This is a genomic window from Thermochromatium tepidum ATCC 43061 (assembly GCF_009664085.1).
GTDB classification, from domain to species: Bacteria; Pseudomonadota; Gammaproteobacteria; order Chromatiales; family Chromatiaceae; genus Thermochromatium; species Thermochromatium tepidum.
The window spans coordinates 2,359,750-2,380,917 of record NZ_CP039268.1 but is presented as its reverse complement, the minus strand read 5'-3'; the positions used below and the strand labels follow the sequence as shown (position 1 = coordinate 2,380,917).

16 protein-coding genes, 1 pseudogene and 1 CRISPR repeat array (1 of these 18 only partly in view) are annotated in these 21,168 nt (G+C 63.6%); of the genes and pseudogenes, 14 read left to right on the top strand and 3 right to left on the bottom strand.

What is annotated here, in order from left to right; genetic code table 11:
* Positions 1 to 596: direct repeats of the CRISPR family, unit length 28 nt; unit sequence GTCTGCCCCGCGTACGCGGGGATCGACC (it extends 103 nt beyond the left edge of the window).
* Between the two features lie 80 nt (positions 597 to 676).
* Genes proC through E6P07_RS10940 form a run of 4 tightly spaced genes read left to right on the top strand, consistent with a single transcriptional unit; the run spans position 677 to position 3,165 of the window.
* The gene (gene proC, locus E6P07_RS10955; RefSeq protein WP_153975640.1) at positions 677 to 1,507 is read left to right on the top strand and encodes a pyrroline-5-carboxylate reductase; all 831 of its coding nucleotides are present in this window, start codon (positions 677 to 679) and stop codon (positions 1,505 to 1,507) included.
* The gene (locus E6P07_RS10950; protein ID WP_153975639.1) at positions 1,504 to 2,079 is read left to right on the top strand and encodes a YggT family protein; all 576 of its coding nucleotides are present in this window, start codon (positions 1,504 to 1,506) and stop codon (positions 2,077 to 2,079) included. The genes proC and E6P07_RS10950 overlap by 4 nt, the downstream gene beginning before the upstream one ends.
* A 13-nt stretch (positions 2,080 to 2,092) precedes the next feature.
* Complete coding sequence (locus tag E6P07_RS10945; RefSeq protein ID WP_153975638.1) at positions 2,093 to 2,398, top strand: DUF167 domain-containing protein; 306 nt, start codon at positions 2,093 to 2,095, stop codon at positions 2,396 to 2,398.
* On the top strand, positions 2,383 to 3,165 hold the full coding sequence (locus E6P07_RS10940; protein WP_153975637.1) for an endonuclease/exonuclease/phosphatase family protein: 783 nt from the start codon (positions 2,383 to 2,385) through the stop codon (positions 3,163 to 3,165). Before E6P07_RS10945 ends, E6P07_RS10940 begins: the two co-directional genes overlap by 16 nt.
* 9 nt (positions 3,166 to 3,174) lie before the next feature.
* On the opposite strand, the gene ftsX is transcribed toward E6P07_RS10940, so the two are convergent.
* The 3 genes from ftsX to ftsY all read right to left on the bottom strand — a co-directional run bounded on the left by ftsX (position 3,175) and on the right by ftsY (position 6,210).
* On the bottom strand, positions 3,175 to 4,170 hold the full coding sequence (gene ftsX / locus E6P07_RS10935) for a permease-like cell division protein FtsX (protein WP_153975636.1): 996 nt from the start codon (positions 4,168 to 4,170) through the stop codon (positions 3,175 to 3,177).
* A gap of 3 nt (positions 4,171 to 4,173) precedes the next feature.
* A complete protein-coding gene (gene ftsE, locus E6P07_RS10930) occupies positions 4,174 to 4,842 on the bottom strand; it encodes a cell division ATP-binding protein FtsE (protein WP_153975635.1) in 669 nt (222 codons plus the stop codon).
* Between the two features lie 72 nt (positions 4,843 to 4,914).
* Entirely contained in the window at positions 4,915 to 6,210 is a 1,296-nt protein-coding gene (gene ftsY, locus E6P07_RS10925) for a signal recognition particle-docking protein FtsY (RefSeq protein WP_153975634.1), read from the bottom strand.
* Positions 6,211 to 6,512: 302 nt separating this feature from the next.
* Between ftsY and E6P07_RS10920 the strand changes: the two genes are divergently transcribed.
* The 10 genes and pseudogenes from E6P07_RS10920 to rsmD all read left to right on the top strand — a co-directional run bounded on the left by E6P07_RS10920 (position 6,513) and on the right by rsmD (position 21,077).
* Entirely contained in the window at positions 6,513 to 8,063 is a 1,551-nt protein-coding gene (locus E6P07_RS10920) for a class I SAM-dependent DNA methyltransferase (RefSeq protein ID WP_153975633.1), read from the top strand.
* Between the two features lie 24 nt (positions 8,064 to 8,087).
* Complete coding sequence (locus tag E6P07_RS10915) at positions 8,088 to 9,779, top strand: RNA-binding domain-containing protein (RefSeq protein ID WP_153975632.1); 1,692 nt, start codon at positions 8,088 to 8,090, stop codon at positions 9,777 to 9,779.
* Positions 9,780 to 9,989: 210 nt separating this feature from the next.
* Positions 9,990 to 11,147, top strand: a complete 1,158-nt coding sequence (locus E6P07_RS10910) for a Fic family protein (RefSeq protein WP_153975631.1) — start codon at positions 9,990 to 9,992, stop codon at positions 11,145 to 11,147.
* Between the two features lie 279 nt (positions 11,148 to 11,426).
* Positions 11,427 to 12,608 (top strand): restriction endonuclease subunit S, encoded by a 1,182-nt coding sequence (locus E6P07_RS10905; RefSeq protein ID WP_162008630.1) that lies wholly within the window; start codon positions 11,427 to 11,429, stop codon positions 12,606 to 12,608.
* Positions 12,605 to 13,600, top strand: a pseudogene (locus tag E6P07_RS10900) (virulence RhuM family protein/type II toxin-antitoxin system death-on-curing family toxin). The gene E6P07_RS10905 and the pseudogene E6P07_RS10900 overlap by 4 nt, the downstream one beginning before the upstream one ends.
* 2 nt (positions 13,601 to 13,602) lie before the next feature.
* A complete protein-coding gene (locus E6P07_RS10895; RefSeq protein WP_153975629.1) occupies positions 13,603 to 14,169 on the top strand; it encodes a transposase in 567 nt (188 codons plus the stop codon).
* Complete coding sequence (locus E6P07_RS10890) at positions 14,169 to 17,372, top strand: type I restriction endonuclease subunit R (protein ID WP_153975628.1); 3,204 nt, start codon at positions 14,169 to 14,171, stop codon at positions 17,370 to 17,372. Before E6P07_RS10895 ends, E6P07_RS10890 begins: the two co-directional genes overlap by 1 nt.
* Before the next feature lie 388 nt (positions 17,373 to 17,760).
* Positions 17,761 to 19,116 carry a M16 family metallopeptidase gene (locus E6P07_RS10885; RefSeq protein WP_153976214.1) on the top strand — a complete coding sequence of 452 codons (1,356 nt, stop codon included), beginning with the start codon at positions 17,761 to 17,763 and terminating at the stop codon, positions 19,114 to 19,116.
* A complete protein-coding gene (locus E6P07_RS10880) occupies positions 19,106 to 20,509 on the top strand; it encodes a M16 family metallopeptidase (protein ID WP_246172827.1) in 1,404 nt (467 codons plus the stop codon). The genes E6P07_RS10885 and E6P07_RS10880 overlap by 11 nt, the downstream gene beginning before the upstream one ends.
* A complete protein-coding gene (rsmD, locus tag E6P07_RS10875; RefSeq protein WP_246172825.1) occupies positions 20,496 to 21,077 on the top strand; it encodes a 16S rRNA (guanine(966)-N(2))-methyltransferase RsmD in 582 nt (193 codons plus the stop codon). The genes E6P07_RS10880 and rsmD overlap by 14 nt, the downstream gene beginning before the upstream one ends.
* Positions 21,078 to 21,168: the final 91 nt, after the last annotated feature.

Genomic DNA, 21,168 nt, shown 5'->3' with positions numbered 1-21,168 from the left:
GACCTTGGTGTATGTTGCCGTCTGCCCCGCGTACGCGGGGATCGACCTGTACGCTGTTAGATACATCGTACATTCGGCGCGTCTGCCCCGCGTACGCGGGGATCGACCTTTGTTGGCGGCCGATAAGGTCGAGATCATTTCGTCTGCCCCGCGTACGCGGGGATCGACCTCGTATCCCGGATGGTGCAGTCCGGGATACAACGTCTGCCCCGCGTACGCGGGGATCGACCCACGAAGGGAGTCCATTTTTTTCTCCTATGGAGGTCTGCCCCGCGTACGCGGGGATCGACCTTCTATAAGCATCAGGCTTATCATGACAAAGCCGTCTGCCCCGCGTACGCGGGGATCGACCCCCCGACCCCGACGTCGACGCCGACCCCGACGCGTCTGCCCCGCGTACGCGGGGATCGACCCCATGTTGGGGGAGTATTGTTCGCGTACCTAGTGTCTGCCCCGCGTACGCGGGGATCGACCTTGAGATGGCACTAGGAAAGGATGACGAATAGGGTCTGCCCCGCGTACGCGGGGATCGACCTGTTATTCAAGTCTCAAAACATACACACACCCAGTCTGCCCCGCGTACGCGGGGATCGACCTGCGTCTTGCTGGCTGATGACGGATTGTAAGTTGCCGTACAATCTGCGTCGTTCTTCACACTGAACCTGTCGCGATTGCCATGAGTACAGCCAACATTCGCTTCATCGGTGGCGGCAACATGGCCACCAGTCTGATTGCCGGTCTGATCGCCGATGGCTATGAACCGCACAGCATCCAAGTCTCGGACCCCAATCCCGAACGGCGCCATGCGTTGCAGGCCCGCCTGGGTGTGCGTGCGCTCGCCAGCAATGTCGAGGCGCTCGACGAGGCCGAGACCCTGGTGCTCTGTGTCAAGCCACAGATGGCCGCCTCGGTCTGTGCCGAACTCGCGCCCTTTCTGGCCGAGCGGCGCCCGCTGATCGTCTCGGTAATGGCCGGCGTACTCGAACAGTCCATCCAGCGTTGGCTCGGCGCATCCCTGCCAATCGTGCGCGCCATGCCCAATACCCCAGCCATGGTCCAGACCGGCGCCATCGGACTGCACGCCAGCCCCGAGGTCGACGCCGAGGGCCGCAACCGGGCCGAGACCATCCTGCGTGCCGTCGGGCTGGTGCGCTGGGTCGAGAGCGAATCGCGCATCGACGCCGTCACGGCCATCTCGGGCAGTGGACCGGCCTATTTCTTCCTGCTTATGGAGGCGCTGGAACAGGCCGCGATCGAACTCGGCCTAGACACCGAGACGGCACGCCTGCTGACCATCCAGACTGCACTCGGTGCGGCCAAGATGGCGATGGAGAGCGACGCCCCGCCAGCGCGTCTGCGCGAACAGGTGACCTCGCCCGGCGGGACCACCGAGTGCGCGCTCAAGGTCTTCGACGCGGCCGACCTGCGTGCCCTGGTCGAACGCGCCGCCCGTGCCGCGCACGATCGCGCCGTCGAGCTGTCACAAACGCTCTCGGAGGCGCCATGACGGGTTCCTATCTGCTCGATCCGCTGGTGTTCTTGATCCAGACCCTGTTCGGGCTCTATGTGGTTGTGGTTGCGCTGCGTTTTCTGCTGCAATGGGTGCGGGCCGATTTCTATAACCCCATCTCGCAGTTTGTGGTGCGCCTGACTTCGCCAATCTTGCGTCCGCTGCGTCGCATCATCCCCGGCTATGGCGGATTGGACCTGGCCGCGCTCGTGTTGATCTGGCTGCTGACGACAGTCGAGCTAGGGCTGATCGCGCTGGTCGTCGGGTTGGACCGCTCGTTGTTCATGGCCTTCGGCTGGGCGATCCCGAGCATGGTCGAGCTCTTCATCAATATCTTTCTGTTCGCAGTCCTGATCCAGGTCATCCTAAGCTGGGTCAATCCCGACCCCTATAATCCGGCCACTGCCTTGCTCGACCGGCTGACCGCGCCCGTGATGCGTCCGGCCCAGCGACTGATTCGACCGATCAGCGGCATCGATCTTGCGCCAATGCTGGTGATGATCGCTCTGGTGCTGCTCAATATGCTGCTGATCCCGCCACTCAAATGGCTGGTCGCCAGCCCTTTCTGATGGGCCTGCCGGCTTGAACTGGTATCGCTGGGACGGTGAGGATCTGGAACTAAGGGTGCGGGTCCAGCCGCGCGCGCCCAGGGATGCCTTCGTGGCGCCAGATCCCAGCGGCGACTACTACCGACTCAGGCTCAAGGCGCCGCCGGTCGAGGGCAAGGCCAATCAGGCGCTGCGACGCTTCATCGCCGCTGCCTTCGATGTACCCTTGTCCCAGGTCGAACTCCTCGGCGGCGAGCAGGCACGCTACAAACGTCTGCGCATCCGGCATCCACGCGCCCTACCGCTGCCGGTTGGAACCCCGACATGCGACAACAATTAAGCCTCCTGAGCTACAACGTCCAGGTCGGGATCGCGTCGCGTCAGTACAGTGATTATCTGTTCCAGAGCTGGAAGCATCTGCTTCCCCATCCCGAGCGCGTGGTCAATCTGGGGCGTATCGCCCAGCTGCTGCGTCAGTTCGACGTGGTTGGACTGCAAGAGGTCGACGCCGGCAGTCTGCGCAGTTCCAATATCGATCAGACCCGGTATCTGGCTGTCCAGGGCGACTTTCCGCACTGGTATCGTCAAGTCAACCGCAATCTGGCCCCCTTCGCCCAGCATAGCAATGGCCTGCTGGCTCGTCCGCGTCCGGCGCGTATTATCGAGCATCGGTTGCCCGGTCTGCCCGGGCGGGGCATGGTGTTGGCCGAGTTCGCGCTCGACGACGGCGAGGTTCTGGCCATCGGCATCGTGCATCTAGCGCTCGGCTGGAACGCGCGCCGGCTCCAGCTAGACTACCTGAGCCGTCTCACCCGTGCCTATCCCTATCTGGTTCTGATGGGGGACTTCAACTGCGGCTGCGGCTCCCGGGGACTGCGCGACATGGTGAGTCGCTCCGGGATGCGAGGACTGGATTGCGAGCTCAAGACCTTCCCGAGCTGGCGCCCGCGTCACAATCTCGATCATATCCTGGTGTCACGCCCGATTGAGGTCGTCTCGGCGCGCGTGGTCGATTATGCACTCTCGGACCATCTGCCCATCAGTATGCGGATCGAGTTGCCGGTCGGGGTGCGACTGCTCGAATTCCCGTGTGAGCCTGCTCTCTAAGGAAGCGACTCAGTGCGCCTCGGTTTCATGCAAATGATGATTGACCGCCAGCCAGCTGCCAGTGAGGCTTAGTAGGATGCTGATGCCGAACAGTTTGAGGGTATCGCCGAACCCCAGGCCAACGAGCCTGAATTCGCTGTGGTAGAGCGAGGCCAGGCGCGACACCGAGCCTTGCAAGATCAGGATCGCCGCGGTCACCAGCAACCAGGCCGTCACCCCGCCCAACAGCCCATACCAGAGACCGGTATAGAGGAAGGGGCGGCGGATGAAGGCCGCCGTGGCGCCGACCAGCTCCATGATCTCGATCTCGACGTGCCTGTTGAGGATCTCTAGCCGGATGGTGTTGCCCACGATCAGCAGTACACCGATGCCGAGCAGTCCGCCGAGCAAGAGTGCAACGACCTCGATCAGGTCCAGAATCGCCTGCAACCGTTGCAGCCATAGCGTATCCATGCGTGCGAAATCCACCTCTGGCAGGTTGAGCAGGCGTTCTTGCAGGATCTCCAGCCGCTCTGGGCTGGCCTGCTCGTGTTCTGGATAGACGGCCAGCACGTTCGGCAAGGGGTTCTTGGTGATCTTGTCGAGTGCGTCCTCGAAGCCGCCGAGGTCGCGGAACTCGGCCAGGGCCTGATCGCGTGTGATGAGCTGGATACGCGCGATCTCCTCCCAGTTTCTGAGTTGATCGGCCAGGGCGGCCGCCTTCTGGTCGTCGACGTCGAGATGGAGAAAGATCGAGATGGCCGCAGTCTGGTCCCAGCTGCCCGCCATGGCGCGCAGATTCTCACTCAACACATAGAGCGCTGAGGGCAGGGTGAGCGAGATGCCGATGACGGCCACGGTCATGGTCGAGGCCAGTGGGTTGGCGCGCAGCCGGCCCAGGGTCTCGACGAGGGTCCGCAGATGCAGGTTGAACCAGATCCCGGGACGTTCTAGGAACCTGGAGCTACGGGCGCGGGACCTGGGTGGCGTACGGGGAGGGCGCGAAAAGAGACGTCCTCTGCCCATGGCTCACCAGATTCCCGTGTCGCCGACGAGTCGACCCTCGTCCAGGGTCAGGGTGCGGTGGCGCAGATCATTCACCAGGCCGAAATCATGGGTCGCGATCAGTAGGGTCATGCCGACGTATTTGAAGCGCTCGAAAAGCTCGAAGATCTCGCGCGAGAGGTTGGGGTCGAGGTTGCCAGTCGGCTCGTCGGCCAAAAGCACCGGCGGGCGCCCGACCAGGGCCCGGGCGATGCCGACACGCTGCTGCTCACCACTCGAGAGCGCCATGGGTGTGGCCTGTTCGCGCTTGAGGAGTCCCACCTGATCGAGCGCGGCGCGCACCCGTCGCCCGATCTCGCGCGGATGCACGCCCATGACCACCAGCGGCAGGGCCACGTTGTCGAAGACGGTGCGATCGGGCAAGAGCCGATGATCCTGAAAGATCATTCCGACCTGGCGGCGATGGTAGGGGATCTCGCGGCGCGGCAGGGTGCTGAGATTGCGTCCGTTGACCAAGACCTGTCCACGCGATGGTCGTTCGAGCAGGCCGATCAGACGCAGCAGGGTACTCTTGCCGGCGCCCGAGTGCCCGGTCAGGAAGACCATCTCGCCGGTCTGGATCTCGAAGTTGATCGCGGACAGGGCCTCGCCGCGCTCGGGATAACGCTTGAAGACGTTCTGGAAGCGGATCATGGTCGCTCGCACCTCATCGAATGGTTTCCAGACGCTCTCGGCCTGAGGCTGACCGTCGCCCGTGTCTGTGCGTCAGCCGAATAGGGCCTCGACGAATTCGTCGGGGTCGAAGGGGCGTAGATCCTCGATCGACTCGCCCACGCCGATGAAGCGGATCGGGACCCGCAGCCGTTCGGCGATGGCAAACAGGATGCCGCCCTTGGCCGTGCCGTCGAGCTTGGTGAGCGTGATGCCGGTCAGGCCCAGGGCGCGATGGAAGTGCTCGGCCTGGGTGAGGGCATTTTGGCCCGTGGTGGCATCGACCACCAGCATCACCTCGTGCGGGGCCTCCGGGTCGAGCTTCTTGAGCACGCGCGCGACCTTGGACAGCTCGTCCATCAGATTGGTTTTGGTGTGCAGGCGTCCGGCGGTGTCGGCGATCAACACGTCGATCCCGCGCGCTGTGGCAGCCTGGAGGGCATCGAAGATCACCGAGGCCGAGTCGGCCCCGGTATGCTGGGCGACGACCGGTACGCCGTTGCGCTCACCCCAGGTCGCGAGCTGCTCGATGGCGGCGGCGCGGAAGGTGTCACCAGCGGCGAGCATGACGCTGTTGCCTTCTTCCTGGAGTCGCTTGGCAAGTTTGCCGATGGTCGTGGTCTTGCCAGCACCATTGACGCCGACCATGAGTACAACCTGTGGTCTCCCGGGGGCGGGTTGCTTGACCGGGCCATCGGCGGCCCGCAGGATCTCGCGCAGATCCTCCTTGAGTGCCGCAAACAGGGTCTCGGGGTCGGTGATCTTTTTGCGCTTCACCCGCGCGCTGAGATCGGCGATGAGGCGGGTGCTGGTCTCGATGCCGACGTCGGCAGTAATGAGCAGGGTTTCGAGCTCTTCGAGCAGCTCGTCGTCGATCTTCTGGCGTCCGCGCCGCAGGTTACCGAGTCCGCCGCCAAGTTGGGCGCGCGACTTGGAGAGACGTTCGCGCAGACGTGCGAGTGCGCTGCGTTTTGGGGGAGGCTCCGTCTCGGACCTGGGTTCGAGCTGGGGCAGGGGGCTGACGAGGGACGAGGACCCGACGGGTTCAGGAGCCTTGACGGGGGCCCTGGCCTCCAGGGGCTTGGTCAATAGAGGTCGAGCCTTCGGCGGCGACGGTTCGCGTGCGGGTTCAGCGGCGGCAGGGACCGACTCCAGCTCGGTGGTCGCTGGTTTGTTTGAGCGGAAGAGCTTGCCGAACCAGGGCCTCTTGGGTGCTTCGGCATGACTGGGAGCCTGCGGTTGTGCCGGGCTTTCGCTCGAGGCAGTTGCCGGCATCGATGGTTCGCGATTGTCGAGCGAACGAGGTTCGGAAGGGGCGGTGGTCTGGTTTTTCTTTCCAAAACCGAACATAAGGCAGATTTTCGCGATTGAGGGTGATCGGGGATCAGTAATGCTACCAGATCGCCCCCTGGATCGCTGTCGGATCCGGCTTGGTCGAGCAGGATCAATCGCAGGACACAGACGCACGCAGGTCGTCAACAAGCGATGAAGAGATCGCCATCCGTGGCGTTGCGTATCGAAACCAACCTCCCCTGGAAGCGTCTTGCGCCGTAGACCAACGAACGGTCGGACAACGCCAAGCCTGCGCCGGGGCTAAATAAAACAGGTATCAAGCCTTGGAGCCAAGACATCACGCAAAGGATAAGAACACGATGGCACAGAACGACACCAGCAAGAACGCCAACGGAGGCACCATCGGCTTCGAGGCCGAACTCTTCAAAGCCGCCGACAAACTGCGCGGCAACATGGAGCCCAGCGACTACAAACACGTCGTGCTGGGCCTGATTTTTTTGAAATACATCTCGGATGCCTTCGAGGCCAAGCATGCCGCCCTGATGGGCGAGGACCCGCTGGCCGCGGAGGACAAAGACGAGTACACCGCCGACAACGTGTTCTGGGTGCCCAAGGAGGCGCGCTGGTCGCACCTGCGCGCCAACGCCAAACATCCCGCCATCGGCGTGTTCATCGACGAGGCGATGCGCGCCATCGAGAAGGACAACGAGTCCTTGAAGGGCGTGCTGCCCAAGGATTACGCCCGCCCCGCGCTCAACAAGGTGATGCTCGGTGAGCTCATCGACCTCATGTCCGGCATCGCGCTGGGTGAGGAAGGCAGCCGTTCCAAAGACATCCTCGGGCGCGTGTACGAATACTTCCTTGGCCAGTTTGCCGGTGCCGAAGGCAAGCGCGGCGGTGAGTTCTACACGCCCCGCTCGGTCGTGCGCGTGCTGGTCGAAATGCTGGAACCGTTTCAAGGCCGCGTGTACGACCCCTGTTGCGGCTCGGGCGGGATGTTCGTGCAGAGTGAAAAGTTCGTGCAGGAGCACGGCGGCCGCATCGGCGACATCGCCATCTACGGGCAGGAGAGCAACTACACCACCTGGCGGCTGGCCAAGATGAACCTGGCGGTGCGCGGGATCGATGCCGACATCCGCTGGAACAACGAGGGCAGCTTCCACAAGGACGAACTCCCTGACCTCAAGGCCGACTACATCCTCGCCAACCCGCCCTTCAACATCTCCGACTGGGGCGGCGAGCGCCTGCGCGAAGACGTGCGCTGGAAGTTTGGCGTTCCGCCCGTGGGCAACGCCAACTACGCCTGGCTGCAGCACATCTGGCACCACCTCGCGCCCAACGGCACGGCGGGCGTGGTGCTGGCCAATGGCTCGATGAGCTCCAACCAGTCAGGCGAGGGCGACATCCGCCGCGCGATGATCGAGGCCGACGCCGTGGACTGCATGGTGGCGCTGCCCGACAAGCTGTTCTACTCCACCCAAATCCCCGCCTGCCTCTGGTTTCTGGCCCGCAACAAAAACCCGGGCAAAGGCTGGCGCGACCGGCGCGGGCAGGTGCTGTTCATCGACGCCCGCAAGATGGGCGTGCTGGTGGACCGCACCCGGCGCGAACTCACCGATGACGAGATCAAACGCATCGCCGACACCTACCACGCCTGGCGCGGCGAACCCGGCGCGGGCGAGTACGCCGACGTGACGGGCTTCTGCAAATCCGCCACGCTGGAGGACATCCGCAAGCACGGCCACGTGCTGACGCCGGGGCGCTACGTCGGCGCAGCGGAACAAGACGACGACGGCGAGCCCTTCGCCGAGAAGATGGCGCGGCTTTCGGCCCAATGGCGCGCGCAGCGGGACGAGGCGGCGAAGCTCGATGCGGCGATTGAGGCGAATTTGCGGGCGTTGGGGTTTTGACCGTGGCGGTCCATGGAACGAGCAATGAGTCCCGATAAACTACGGCGCCTGATCGCGGCAGGCGAGACGCTCGCCGTCGAGTTCAAGGGCGAGGCGCGAGCTGCGCTCAACGACCGCGATCTGGTGAAAACCGTTGTGTGCCTGGCCAATCGCAGCGGAAATGAACCGGCCTATCTCCTGGTCGGCGTCGAAGACGATGGCCGCATCACCGGCGCGCGGCCGCGACATGGCGATGCGACCGATCCCGACAAGCTGGCCGCCCTGATCGCCAACCAGACCCGGCCTTCCGTGGCCGTGCGGGTCGAGCGGGTCGAGCTCGATGGCCACTCGATCATCGTGATCGAAATTCCCCCGCAGCAGCACCCGGTCGCCTCCGCCGACGGTCAGTTTCTGCGTCGTGCGATCGGTGGTGACGGCAAACCCGCCTGCGTGCCGATGGATGCCTATGCCGTGCAATCCCTGCAATCGGGTCGGGGACAGCTTGATCCTTCGGCGCAGATCGTCCCCGGCGCCGTCTGGCAGGACCTCGACCCGCTGGAGTTCGAACGTTTCCGCCGCAGCATCCGCGAGCGGCGCGGCCGCAGCGATGAAACCCTGCTCGAACTCTCGGACTTGGAGCTGGCCAAGGCGCTGGGTGTGGTCGAGACCAATGGCAGCGTCCGTGGGGTGCGCCTGGCCGCCCTGCTGCTGTTTGGGAAAGAAGAGGCGCTGCGGCGCTTCGTTCCTACCCATGAGGTGGCGTTCCAGGCGCTGCGCGGTCTTGACGTCGAGGTCAACGATTTCTTCCGCTGGCCGCTGTTGCGGCTGATGGAGGAGATCGAGGCGCGCATCCGTGTGCGCAACCGCGAGCAGGAGCTGATGGTCGGGCTGCTGCGCGTGGGCGTCCCGGACTACCCCGAGCGCGCGCTGCGCGAAGCGGTGGCCAACGCCCTCATCCACCGTGACTACCAGCGTCTGGGTGCCGTACATTTTCAATGGTATTCCGACCATATCGAGATCAGCAGCCCGGGCGGATTTCCTGACGGCGTGCGACTCGACAACCTGCTCGTCACCGCCCCGCGCCCGCGCAATCCCTTGCTGGCCGATGCCTTCAAGCGCGCCGGCATCGTCGAACGCACCGCGCGCGGCATCGACACGATCTTCTACGAACAATTGCGTAACGGCCGCCCTGCACCGTCCTACGCGCGTAGCGACAGCGCCGGCGTGGTCGTGATCATCCCCGGCGGCGAAGCCAACCTTGACTTCGTGCGCCTCTTGGTTACCGAAGCACAAGGGGGGCGCACCCTTGGGCTCGACGAACTGCTCATTCTCAACGCCCTCTGGCAGGAGCGCAGCCTGACGACGGAGGGGGCGGCGCACCTCACCCAGAATCCCGAGGCTGAGACCCGCGCCACGCTGCACCGGCTGGTGGAGGCAGGACTCATCGAAGAGCGGGGCCACAAAAAGGGGCGCACCTGGCATCTCTCGGCCGCCACCTACCGGGCGCTGGGAGACAAGGCCGCCTACGTCCGCCAGCGCGGATTCGAGCCGCTGCAACAGGAACAGATGGTGCTGCAATACGTGGAAAAGCACGGGCGCATCACGCGCAAGGATGCGGCGGAGCTTTGTCGACTTTCCCCCGATCAGGCCTACCGCCTGCTGACTCGGTTGGTGGAGGATGGGCGGATCGTGCGCCACGGGAGTAAGAAAGGGGCTTGGTATGAGCGCCGCGCATAAATAACCGCGCGCGGTTATCCGGTTAACGCGCGTGCATTCATTTACGCGGAGCGTGTATTTCTGGGTAGCGCCAGTCCGCGCGGATCGACCGGCAACCGAGGGTTACTACGACGCTGCGGTTCCTTAGGCCGTGATACTATTCACACGAAGCGCCACTTTTGAAAATAGCGCTCAACGCTATTCACGCCACTGAAAACAGCGGGAGGATCGATGCAGCGCGGCCCCACCGGCCAATACCGGACGACGACCACCCTGGGCGAGGCGGTTCGCGCCTTCGTGCCGCACCCGCTGCTGCCGGAGCCGCCGCTGGCGATGGAGGCTGCGCGGCAGGCGCTGCTCGAGCGCGCGTGGCTTGCCTGCGGGCGGCTGGATGCGATCACCGCGCTGCTGCCCGATCCCGACCTCTTCCTCTACGCCTACGTGCGGCGCGAGGCGGTGGCGTCCTGTCAGATCGAAGGCACGCAATCTTCGCTCTCCGACCTGCTGCTCTTCGAGCTCGACGCCGCGCCGGGCGTGCCCTTCGACGACGTGGTCGAAGTCTCCAACTACGTCGCTGCGCTGGAACACGGGCTGGCCCGACTGCGCGAGGGCTTTCCGCTCTGCAACCGACTGCTGCGCGAAGTGCACGCCAAGCTGCTCGCCCACGGGCGCGGCGCCGACAAGCAGCCCGGCGAGTTCCGCCGCAGCCAGAACTGGATTGGCGGCACGCGGCCCGGCAACGCCGCCTTCGTGCCACCGCCCCCGACCGAGGTCGAACCCTGCATGGCGGCGCTGGAGCGTTTCCTGCATTCGCCCGAGGCCCCCGGCGCGCTCGTCAAGGCGGCGCTTGCCCACGTGCAGTTCGAGACCATCCACCCCTTCCTCGACGGCAACGGGCGCGTGGGGCGGCTGCTGATCGCCCTGATCCTGCACCACGACGGCGTGCTTCGCCAACCGCTGCTCTACTTTTCCCTCTACTTCAAGCGGCACCGCGCCGAATACTACCGGCTGCTCGACGCCGTGCGGCAAACCGGCGACTGGGAGGCGTGGCTCGATTTCTTTCTGGAGGGGGTGCACCAAACCGCCCGCGGCGCGGTGGACACCGCACACCGGCTGCTTGCCCTCTTCGAGCGGGACGCCGCCCGCATCCAGACCCTGGGGCGGGCCGCGGCCAACACCCTGCGCGTCTTCGATGCGCTGCGGCGGCAGCCGCTCGCCAGCATCGACGCGCTGGCCCTGCGCACGGGCCTGAGCTTCGCCACCGCCGCGCGCGCCATCGAAGCCTTACAGCGGTTGGAGATCGTGCAGGAAATCACCGGCAAAAAACGCGAGCGCGTCTTTGCGTACCGGGCCTATATGGCGATCCTCAACGAAGAAAGCCAGGGATGAAAGCGTGGCATCGTGCAGTCGAGAGTGGAGGCGCGGGAAATAGCGCGGGGGTTGCGATGATCGAGACAAAGTTGATGGAGATTGGGGATGGGGGGTGAGTGGCGAAAGCTCCCGTTCAGCGAGGCGGTACTCGTCAATCCAACGGTGCGACTCGAACGCGGCCGGCGCTACCCGTTCGTTGACATTGGCGCCGTGAGGCCCGGATCACGCTGTGCATATGCGATAGAGGAACGCGAGTTTTCCGGCGGCGGTTCTCGATTCCAGCACGGTGACACGCTGATGGCCCGCATCACGCCCTGCCTTGAAAACGGGAAGATCGCCCGCTTTTGCGCTCATCAAGGCTCCGGAGTTGCGCATGGCTCAACAGAGTTCATTGTGATTCGAGGGCGTCCTGGTATCACGGATACCAACTTTGCCTACTATCTGACGCAGTGGGAGGAGGTACGCGATTACGCGATCTGCCAGATGACAGGAACGTCGGGCCGTCAAAGGGTGCCGATTGACTCATTGGACTATTTGGTTGTTCCAGTTCCTCCCCTCCCCGAACAACGCGCGATCGCCCACATCCTCGGCACGCTGGACGACAAGATCGAACTCAACCGCAGGCAGAACGAAACGCTGGAGGCGATGGCCCGCGCCTTGTTCAAGGCCTGGTTCGTGGATTTCGAGCCGGTGCGCGCCAAGCTCGAAGGCCGCCTGTCTGCGTGCAACGCCCAGGCAGGCTGGCAGCCCGGTCAGTCGCTCCCCGGCCTGCCCGCGCACCCTGCCTGCGCTGCTGCCGCAGGCGCGGCAGGCAGGTTCTACGACCTTTTCCCCGACCGGCTCGTCGAATCGGAGCTGGGGGAGATTCCGGAGGGGTGGGAAATAACATCGCTTTCGGAATATTCTTCTCTGAATCCTGAATCTTGGACAAAGCGGACACGCCCAAAGCAGATTCGGTACGTCGATCTTTCAAACACAAAGTGGGGGCGAGTTGAAAGCGTCACGAACTACGAAGGCGACGATGCACCGAGCCGAGCACAACGAATATTGCGTCCTCTAGATACGATTGTCGGCATCGTCCGCCCTGGAAATGGCTCCTATGCCTTGATCTCAGATGAAGGGCTGACAGGCAGTACCGGGTTCGCTGTGCTTAGGCCACTGCGGCGTGAATGCGCCGAATTTGTTTATCTCGCCGCTACTTCACGGGAGAACATCGAGAGACTTTCGAATTTGGCGGACGGCGGAGCATATCCTGCTGTTCGTCCAGAGATCGTATCTGCGACACATGTTCCGCGTGTTAGTCAAGAACTAATCAATAGGTTCTCGCAACAAGTCAGCCCAATGATTGCAGGCATTGCAGGTAATGACCGCGAATCCCGCACCCTCGCCCAACTGCGCGACGCCCTGCTGCCCAAGCTGATCTCAGGCGCGCTGCGCATCCAAGACGCCGAAGCCTTTCTCAAGGAGCGGGGGTTGTGAAAGCCGATAACCAAGTGGTGATTTACGAAGGCGGCGAAGCCCGCGTCGAGGTGCGCGTCGAGCGCGAAAGCGTCTGGCTGAGCCTTCAGCAGCTGGCGGAGCTGTTCGGGCGCGACAAGTCGGTGATCTCGCGCCACCTGAAGGCGATCTTTGCCAGCGGCGAGCTGGAGCGTGCAGCAACCGTTGCAAAAAATGCAACAGTTCAACGGGAGGGCGAACGCGAGGTGGTGCGGGAGATCGAGCACTACAACCTCGATGCCATCATCTCGGTGGGCTACCGGGTGAACTCCACGCGCGACCCGCTTTCGCCAGTGGGCCACGCGCGTGCTGCGCGAGCACCTGACCCGCGGGTTTTCGCTCGACCGCCAGCGCTTCGAGCAGAACGCCGCCGAGCTGGAAGCCGCGCTGCAACTGGTGAAGAAGGCCGCCGCAGGCGAAGCGCTCACGCTCGATCAGGGGCGCGGGCTGGTGGACGTGATCGCCCGCTACACGCAGACCTTTCTGTGGCTGCAACGCTATGACGAGGGGCTGCTCACCGAACCTGCGGGCAGCCCCGGCGGCGTACTTCCCACGCTAGACGAAGCCCGCGCCGCGATTGCGCGGCTCAAGGCCGACCTGATGGCGCGCGGCGAGGCCTCCGACCTGTTCGGGCGCGAGCGGGGCGACGCCTTCGCGGCGCTTCTGGGCAATCTGGAGCAGACGGTGTTTGGCGAGCCGGCCTATCCCACGGTGGAGACCAAGGCGGCGCATCTGCTCTATTTCGTGATCAAAAACCACCCGTTTTCTGACGGCAACAAGCGCACGGGGGCGTTCTTGTTCGTCGATTTTTTGGCCCGCAACGGGCGGCTGATCCGCGCGGGCAGCCCGTCATCAACGACGTCGGCCTGGCCGCGCGCGCGCTGCTCGTGGCCGAATCGGACGCCAAGAACAAGGACGTGATGATCCGCCTGATCGAAAACATGCTGGCGTTGCCGGTTGCTCAGGAAGATTGAGCATGCCTGGCTTCTCGCACGCAATACCACACCATCGCCATTCCCTGCGTTTGCGCGGCTACGACTACGCTCAGGCCGGCGCGTATTTCGTGACGATCTGCACCCAAGGCAGGGAATGCTTGTTCGGAGAGGTGGTGGATGGGGAGATGCGGTTGAATGAATGGGGACACATCGTTGGCGACGAATGGATGAAAACCGCCGAAATCCGCGACGAAATCGAATTGGATGCATGGGTTGTGATGCCCAACCATTTCCACGGTATTGTGGTGTTGAATGATGATGGTAGGGGCACGGCGCGCCGTGCCCCTACGGTGGAACAGTTCGGGCAGCCAGTCCCGGGTTCGATTCCAACCATCATTCGTGCATTCAAATCTGCCGTCACCAAACGCATCAATGAATTACGCGGCACACCAGGCGATTCACTCTGGCAACGCAACTACTACGAACACATCATCCGTAACGATGACGACTTGGCGCGCATCCGTGAATACATCGTCAACAATCCGCTGCAATGGGCGTTGGATCGCGAGAATCCGATGAATTCAGGTCAGGCAAGAGGAGAACCGTAATGGCGTTTCTGCCGGAGGTCGCCGTGGAGCAGGCGCTGCTGGATCAGCTACACGCGCTCGACTACAGCATCGAACGTGAGGAGGAGATCGGCCCCGATGGTCATCGACCGGAACGCGAAAGTCACGATGAGGTTGTGCTCAAGAAGCGGTTTGAAGATGCCGTCGCGCGTCTGAACCCTGGCCTGCCCTTGGAGGCGCGTCAGGATGCCATTCGGAAGGTAACGCAGTCTGAACTCCCCTCATTGCTCGAAGAAAACCGCCGCCTCCACAAGCTGATGACAGAAGGCGTAGACGTCGAGTACTTCGCCGAGGATGGCACGCTGACGGCAGGCAAGGTGCGCTTGATCGACTTCGACCATCCAGAACAGAACGACTGGTTGGCGGTGAGCCAGTTCGTGGTGATCCACGGCCAGAACAACCGGCGGCCCGATGTGGTGGTGTTCGTGAACGGCTTGCCGCTGGGCGTGATTGAGCTGAAAGCGCCGGGCAGCGTTGGCGCAGATCTACTGGGTGCCTTCAACCAGATGCAGACCTACAAACAGCAGATTCCGCAGCTGTTTCATACCAATGCGCTGCTGGTGACATCGGATGGCATTGCCGCCCGGGTGGGTTCACTCTCCGCGGACATCGAGCGCTTCATGCGGTGGCGCACCACCGACGGCTCGGACATTGCTGCGAAGGGGACGGCGGAACTTTCGACGTTGATCGAGGGCGTGTTCGAGCATCGCCGCCTGCTTGATTTGTTGCGCGATTTCACGGTCTTCGGCGAAACCGGTTCGGGCCTGGTCAAGATCATCGCGGGCTACCACCAGTTCCATGCGGTCAAGAAGGCGGTGGAGCAAACCATCCGCGCGATGCCGCCCGCGAACCTCGTGCGGGAAGACCCGGCCCGCTATGGCCTGCCTTCGGTCAAGGACCAACGCCCAGGCGACCGCCGCGTCGGCGTCATCTGGCACACCCAAGGGTCGGGCAAAAGCCTGTTGATGGCGTTCTATGCGGGGCAGTTGGTCAAACACCCGGCACTGGAAAACCCCACGCTGGTGGTGCTGACCGATCGCAACGATCTGGATGACCAGCTCTTTTCGACCTTCTCCATGTGCCGCGATTTGATCCGCCAAACACCGGTGCAGGCCGAGGGGCGCGAACATTTGAAGGAACTGCTCAATCGCGCCTCGGGCGGGGTGATCTTCACGACGCTGCAGAAGTTCGGTGAGATCGACGGGCCGCTCACCACGCGCCGCAATGTGGTCGTGATCGCGGATGAAGCGCACCGCAGTCAATACGGCTTCAAAGCCAAGGTGGACGCCAAGACCGGGGAAATCTCCTACGGCTTTGCCAAATACATGCGCGACGCCCTGCCGAACGCATCCTTCATCGGCTTTACCGGCACGCCCATCGAGGCGGACGACGTCAACACCCCGGCAGTGTTCGGTCACTACATCGACATCTACGACATCAGCCGGGCGGTGGAGGATGGCGCGACGGTGCCGATCTACTATGAATCGCGGCTGGCGCGTATCGAACTCGCCGAGGACGAAAAGCCGAAGATCGATGCGGAAATCGAGGAACTGCTCGAAGACGAGGCGGAGCCGGTGCGCGAGCGCGTCAAGCAAAAATGGGCCACGGTCGAGGCGCTGGTCGGCGCGGAGAAGCGCCTGCGGCTGGTGGCGGAAGACATCGTGCGCCACTTCGAAGACCGCGTCGCCGCGCTCGATGGCAAGGCGATGATCGTCTGCATGAGCCGGCGCATCTGCGTGAAGCTCTACGATGAGATCGTCAAGCTGCGCCCGGACTGGCACAGCCTTGATGACAACGCGGGCGCGGTCAAGATCGTGATGACGGGCGCAGCGAGCGACCCGCCCGAGTGGCAGCAGCACATCGGCAACAAGGCGCGGCGGGATTTGCTGGCCAAGCGTGCGCGCGATCCGAACGATCCCTTGAAGCTCGTGATCGTGCGCGATATGTGGCTGACCGGTTTCGATGCCCCCTGCATGCACACGATGTACGTGGACAAGCCGATGCGCGGCCACGGGTTGATGCAGGCGATTGCGCGCGTCAACCGCGTGTTCCGCGACAAACCGGCTGGGTTGATCGTCGATTACATCGGCATTGCGCAGAACCTGAAGTCGGCGTTGCAGCAGTACTCCAAGAACGATCAGGAAAACACGGGCGTCGACGAAGCGCAAGCCATTGCGGTGATGATGGAGAAGTACGAGGTCGTGCGGGACATGTTCCACAGGTTTGACTACGTCTCCGCGTTGAACGGTACGCCGCAGGAGCGCCTTGCGATGATGGCGGGGGCCATCGAGTGGATTCTCGACCTGCAACAGAAGCTGGCAGCGAAAGAGGAGACCAAAAAAGGCAAGAAGAACGCGCACCGTCGATACCCGGACGCCGTGCTGGCCTTGTCCAAGGCGTTCGCACTGGCTTCCGCCTCGGACGAGGCCCGCGAAATCCGGGAGGAAGTCGGCTTCTTTCAGGCCATCCGTGCCGCGCTGGTCAAGAGCAGCAAGGGCTCCGGCGTGACCCAGCAAGAGCGCGAGCTGGCTATCCAGCAGATCGTCAGTCGTGCGGTGGTCTCGACCGAGATCGTGGACATCCTGGCCGCTGCTGGCATCAAGAGCCCCGATATCTCCATCCTCTCGGACGAATTCCTCGCCGAAGTGCAGCAGATGGAGAAGAAGAACCTTGCGTTGGAAGCCTTGCGCAAGCTGATCAACGACGGCATACGCTCGCGCAGTAAGGCCAATGTGGTCGAGACCCGCGCGTTCTCCGAACGATTGGAGGACGCGGTGGCGCGCTACCACGCCAACGCCATCACCACCGCCGAGGTGCTGCAGGAGCTGATCCAGCTGGCCAAGGACATCCGTGCAGCGCGCCAGCGTGGCGAAGAGTCCGGGCTGTCAGACGAGGAGATCGCCTTTTACGACGCCCTGGCCGAGAACGAGAGCGCCGTGCAGGTGATGGGCAATGACCAGCTCAAGGTGATCGCCCATGAGTTGCTGGTGAGCCTACGCGAAAACGTGACCGTCGATTGGGCGCACCGCGAATCGGCCCGCGCGCGCATGCGCGTGCTGGTCAAGCGCATTCTGCGCAAGTATGGCTACCCGCCCGACCTTCAGGACAGCGCGGTGCAAACGGTGCTCGCGCAGGCCGAGGCGGTGTTGTCGGGGTGGTCGGTTTCGCATCGCGTAACCCGCTGATCGAAACAGCCAAGAAGGCGCAGAGAGATGGCCCGCATCGAAAATCACAAATTACATCATCGAGGAGGGGTTCCAAGAATGCTTCTACATCGTCCCGGACTACCAGCGTGAATATGCCTTGGGACAAGGAAGTCCAGCATCTGCATCGCCAAGCTCGAGACCTTCACCCCGGGCTCCCCCTGTGTGCTGGGATCCCGGCTGGATGGACAACCCTACCAGGTCGAACAGGACCTCTGCTTCGGCTGCCCCTCTCGGTGAGGCAGGGGAGGCTATTTTCTTGTACTGTACTGAGACGGGGAACTCAGGCATCGACCCGACTGACTAACGCAAGCTCGACTCATGGCATTCAATATTTGGAGTTTCCATTGTGCAACACTTAGTCGCGTTTATGCTACTTTTATTGACCTTTGGGTCCACCCTGGCCGCGACCGAGGTCCACGAGCGTCGGCTCAACAATGGACTCAAGATCCTGGTCAAACCGGATCATCGCGCGCCCATCCTGACCTCGCAGGTCTGGTATCGCATCGGGTCGAGCTATGAATACGGCGGCATCACCGGTGTCTCACACCTCCTGGAACACATGATGTTCCAGGGCACCGAGCATCTGGCGCCGGGTGAATTCTCGCGCATCATTGCCGAGAACGGTGGTGAGGAGAATGCCTTCACCGGGCGCGACTACACGGCCTACTATCAAAATCTCGCCAATGACCGGCTGGAGGTGGCCTTTGAGCTAGAGGCTGAGCGGATGCGCCATCTCAAGCTCAGCGAGCCGGAGTTTCTGAAGGAACTGGAGGTGGTCAAGGAAGAAAGGCGTATGCGGACCGAAGACGATCCGCACGCCCTGACCTACGAGCGTTTCAGTGCTGTGGCCTATGACGCCTCGCCCTATCGCCATCCGGTGATCGGTTGGCCGGGCGATCTGGAACAGCTCAGTCTGGATGACCTGCGCAATTGGTACCGGCTCTGGTACGCACCCAACAACGCCACCCTGGTGGTCGCGGGCGATGTCGAACCCGAGTCGGTCTTCGCGTTGGCCGAGAAACACTTCGGACCGCTCGCCGCCGAAGACATCCGCCCGCCCAAGGCCCAACTGGAGCCCGAGCCGCTCGGCGAGAAGCGCTTGCGCCTCAAGATACCGGCCAAGGAGCCCTATCTACTGATGGGCTACAAGACGCCCGCGCTGGCCACGGCCAAGGCGCCCTGGGAGCCCTATGCGCTGGAGATGTTGTCTTATATCCTCGACGGCGGCGACAGCGCACGCCTGGCGCGCGAGCTGGTGCGTGGGCACCAGATCGCCGCCTCGGTGAGTGCGGACTATAGTGCCTTCGAGCGTCTGCCAGGTCTGTTCTTGTTTGAGGGCGTGCCGGCCAAGGGGCAGACCGCTGAGACGCTCGAGGCCGCCTTGCGCGAACAGGTCGCGCGCCTCCAGTCAGTGCCGGTCGATCCGCTCGAACTAGAGCGGGTGCGCAATCAGGTGATCGCTGCCAAGGTCTTCGAGCGCGACTCGCTCTTTTATCAGGCAATGCAGATCGGGCTCTTGGAGACCATCGGGCTCGACTGGCGTCTGGCCGATACCTATGTCGATCGGCTTGCCGAGGTGACGCCTGAACAGATCCAGGCCGTGGCGCGCACCTATCTGACCCCCGAGCGACTGACGGTCGCCATCCTCGACCCACAACCCCTGGGCTCCAAGGCCCAGGCCGCTCTCTCTTCTCACCAGGGAGGATCGACCCATGTGCGTTGAACGACAATCCGACCGGATCGAGCGCGCCATCCGGACCCTGAGCGCCTGGCTCGCCGGGACCCTATTGTTCACCAGCCCGCTCCTGACTCAGGCCATGCCCGAGATCCAGACCTGGAACACCGAGAATGGCACGCGCGTGCTCTTCGTCGCCGCGCCCGAGATCCCTATGGTCGATGTGCATCTGGTGTTCGCGGCGGGCAGTGCACGCGACGGCGGGCGTTCCGGTCTGGCCGCGCTGACGGCCGCCATGCTCAGCGAGGGTGCGGGCGACTGGGGTGCCGATGCCATTGCCGACCGGCTCGATGGCGTCGGCGCCGTCCTGAGTACCGATGTCGATCGCGACATGGCCACGGTCGCCCTGCGCACCCTGACCCGTCAGCCGGCCTTCGACACCGCCATCGATACCTTCGCGACCCTGATCGCACGTCCGACCTTTGCGCCCGAGGCGCTGGAGCGGGTACGTCAGAATCGACTCGTCGCCCTGCGTCAGGAGGATGAATCGCCGCGTCGCGTCGCACAAAAGGCGCTCTATCGTGCGGTCTTCGGCACCCACCCCTATGCCGCCGACCCTTCAGGTACGCCCGAGTCGGTGGCAGATCTCAGGCGCGAGGAGCTGATCGCCTTTCATGCCCGTCACTATGTGGGTTCCAACGCCGTGCTGGCCATCGTCGGCGCGCTCGACCGGGCCGGGGCAGAGACGCTGGCCAATCGACTCGTTGGCGGCCTACCGAGGGGCGAGCCGGCCGCCCCCCTGCCCGAGGTGCCGCCACTGGCCGAGGCCACCCTGACCGCGATCGACTTCCCATCGAGCCAGACCACAGTCTTGGCCGGTCAGCCGGGGATGCGGCGCGGTGATCCGGACTATTTCGCGCTCTATGTCGGCAATCACATCCTGGGCGGGAGCGGCCTGATCTCCATCTTGATGGACGAGATCCGCGAGAAACGCGGCCTGTCCTACAGCACCTACAGCGCCTTCCTGCCGCTCGCCCAACCCGGACCCTTTCTGATGTCGCTTCAGACGCGTAACGATCAGGCCGAGCAGGCACGGTCCGTGATGATCGATACGCTCAAGCGCTTCATCGAGCGGGGACCGACCGAGGCGGAACTGATGGCGGCCAAGAAGAACATCACTGGCGGCTTTCCGCTCAAGATCGCGAGCAACAGCAACATCGTGCAGTATCTGGCCGTGATCGGATTCTACGGCCTGCCGCTCGACTATCTCGAGCGCTTCCGCGAGCGCATCGAGTCGGTCACGGTCGAGCAGATCCGCGATGCCTTCGCGCGGCGCCTCCATCCCGAGCGGTTGGCCATCGTCATGGTCGGGGCACCCGCCACGGGGGCCCTGGGCGACGCCGGGGCCGCGCAGGTCTCACTGGCCCGTGGCACGCCCTAGGGCGCGTCTTGCCAATCGGCTGCGGATCATCGGTGGCCGCCATCGCGGGCGCCGTCTGAGCTTCCCCGACCAGCCGGGACTGCGTCCGACCCCGGATCGGGTGCGCGAGACGCTGTTCAACTGGGTCGCGCCCCTGATCGAGGGGGCGCGCTGTCTCGACCTGTTCGCCGGCAGCGGGGCGCTCGGCTTCGAGGCCCTCTCGCGCGGCGCCGGCGAGGTGGTGATGGTCGAGCGCGCTGCCGCCGTCGCCCGCCAGCTGCGCGCCAATGCCAAGCGGCTCGGTGCCGCCAATCTCCAGGTCCATGAGGCCGATGCCCTGGTCTGGCTGGAGCAGGGCAGCGAGCAGCTATTCGACCTGGTCTTTCTCGATCCGCCCTTCGCTGAGGGTTTGCTTGCCCCGGCGATCACCGGGCTTGACCGTCATGGCTGGTTGGCGCCTGAGGCCAGGGTCTATCTCGAGGCTCAGGTCCAAAGCGGCTTTCCGCCCTTGCCCCTCTCCTGGGAACTGATCCGCGACAAGACGGCTGGGCAGGTCCGTTACGGCCTGATCAGGGTCAGCCCGTTCTAGGCACGTCCGCAGGCACAGGTGCTGCGCACCGATCATCGGTTTAGATCCTCCGGGTGGAATTCTGGCGTTCGTTCAGCCCGCTGGGTTTGTG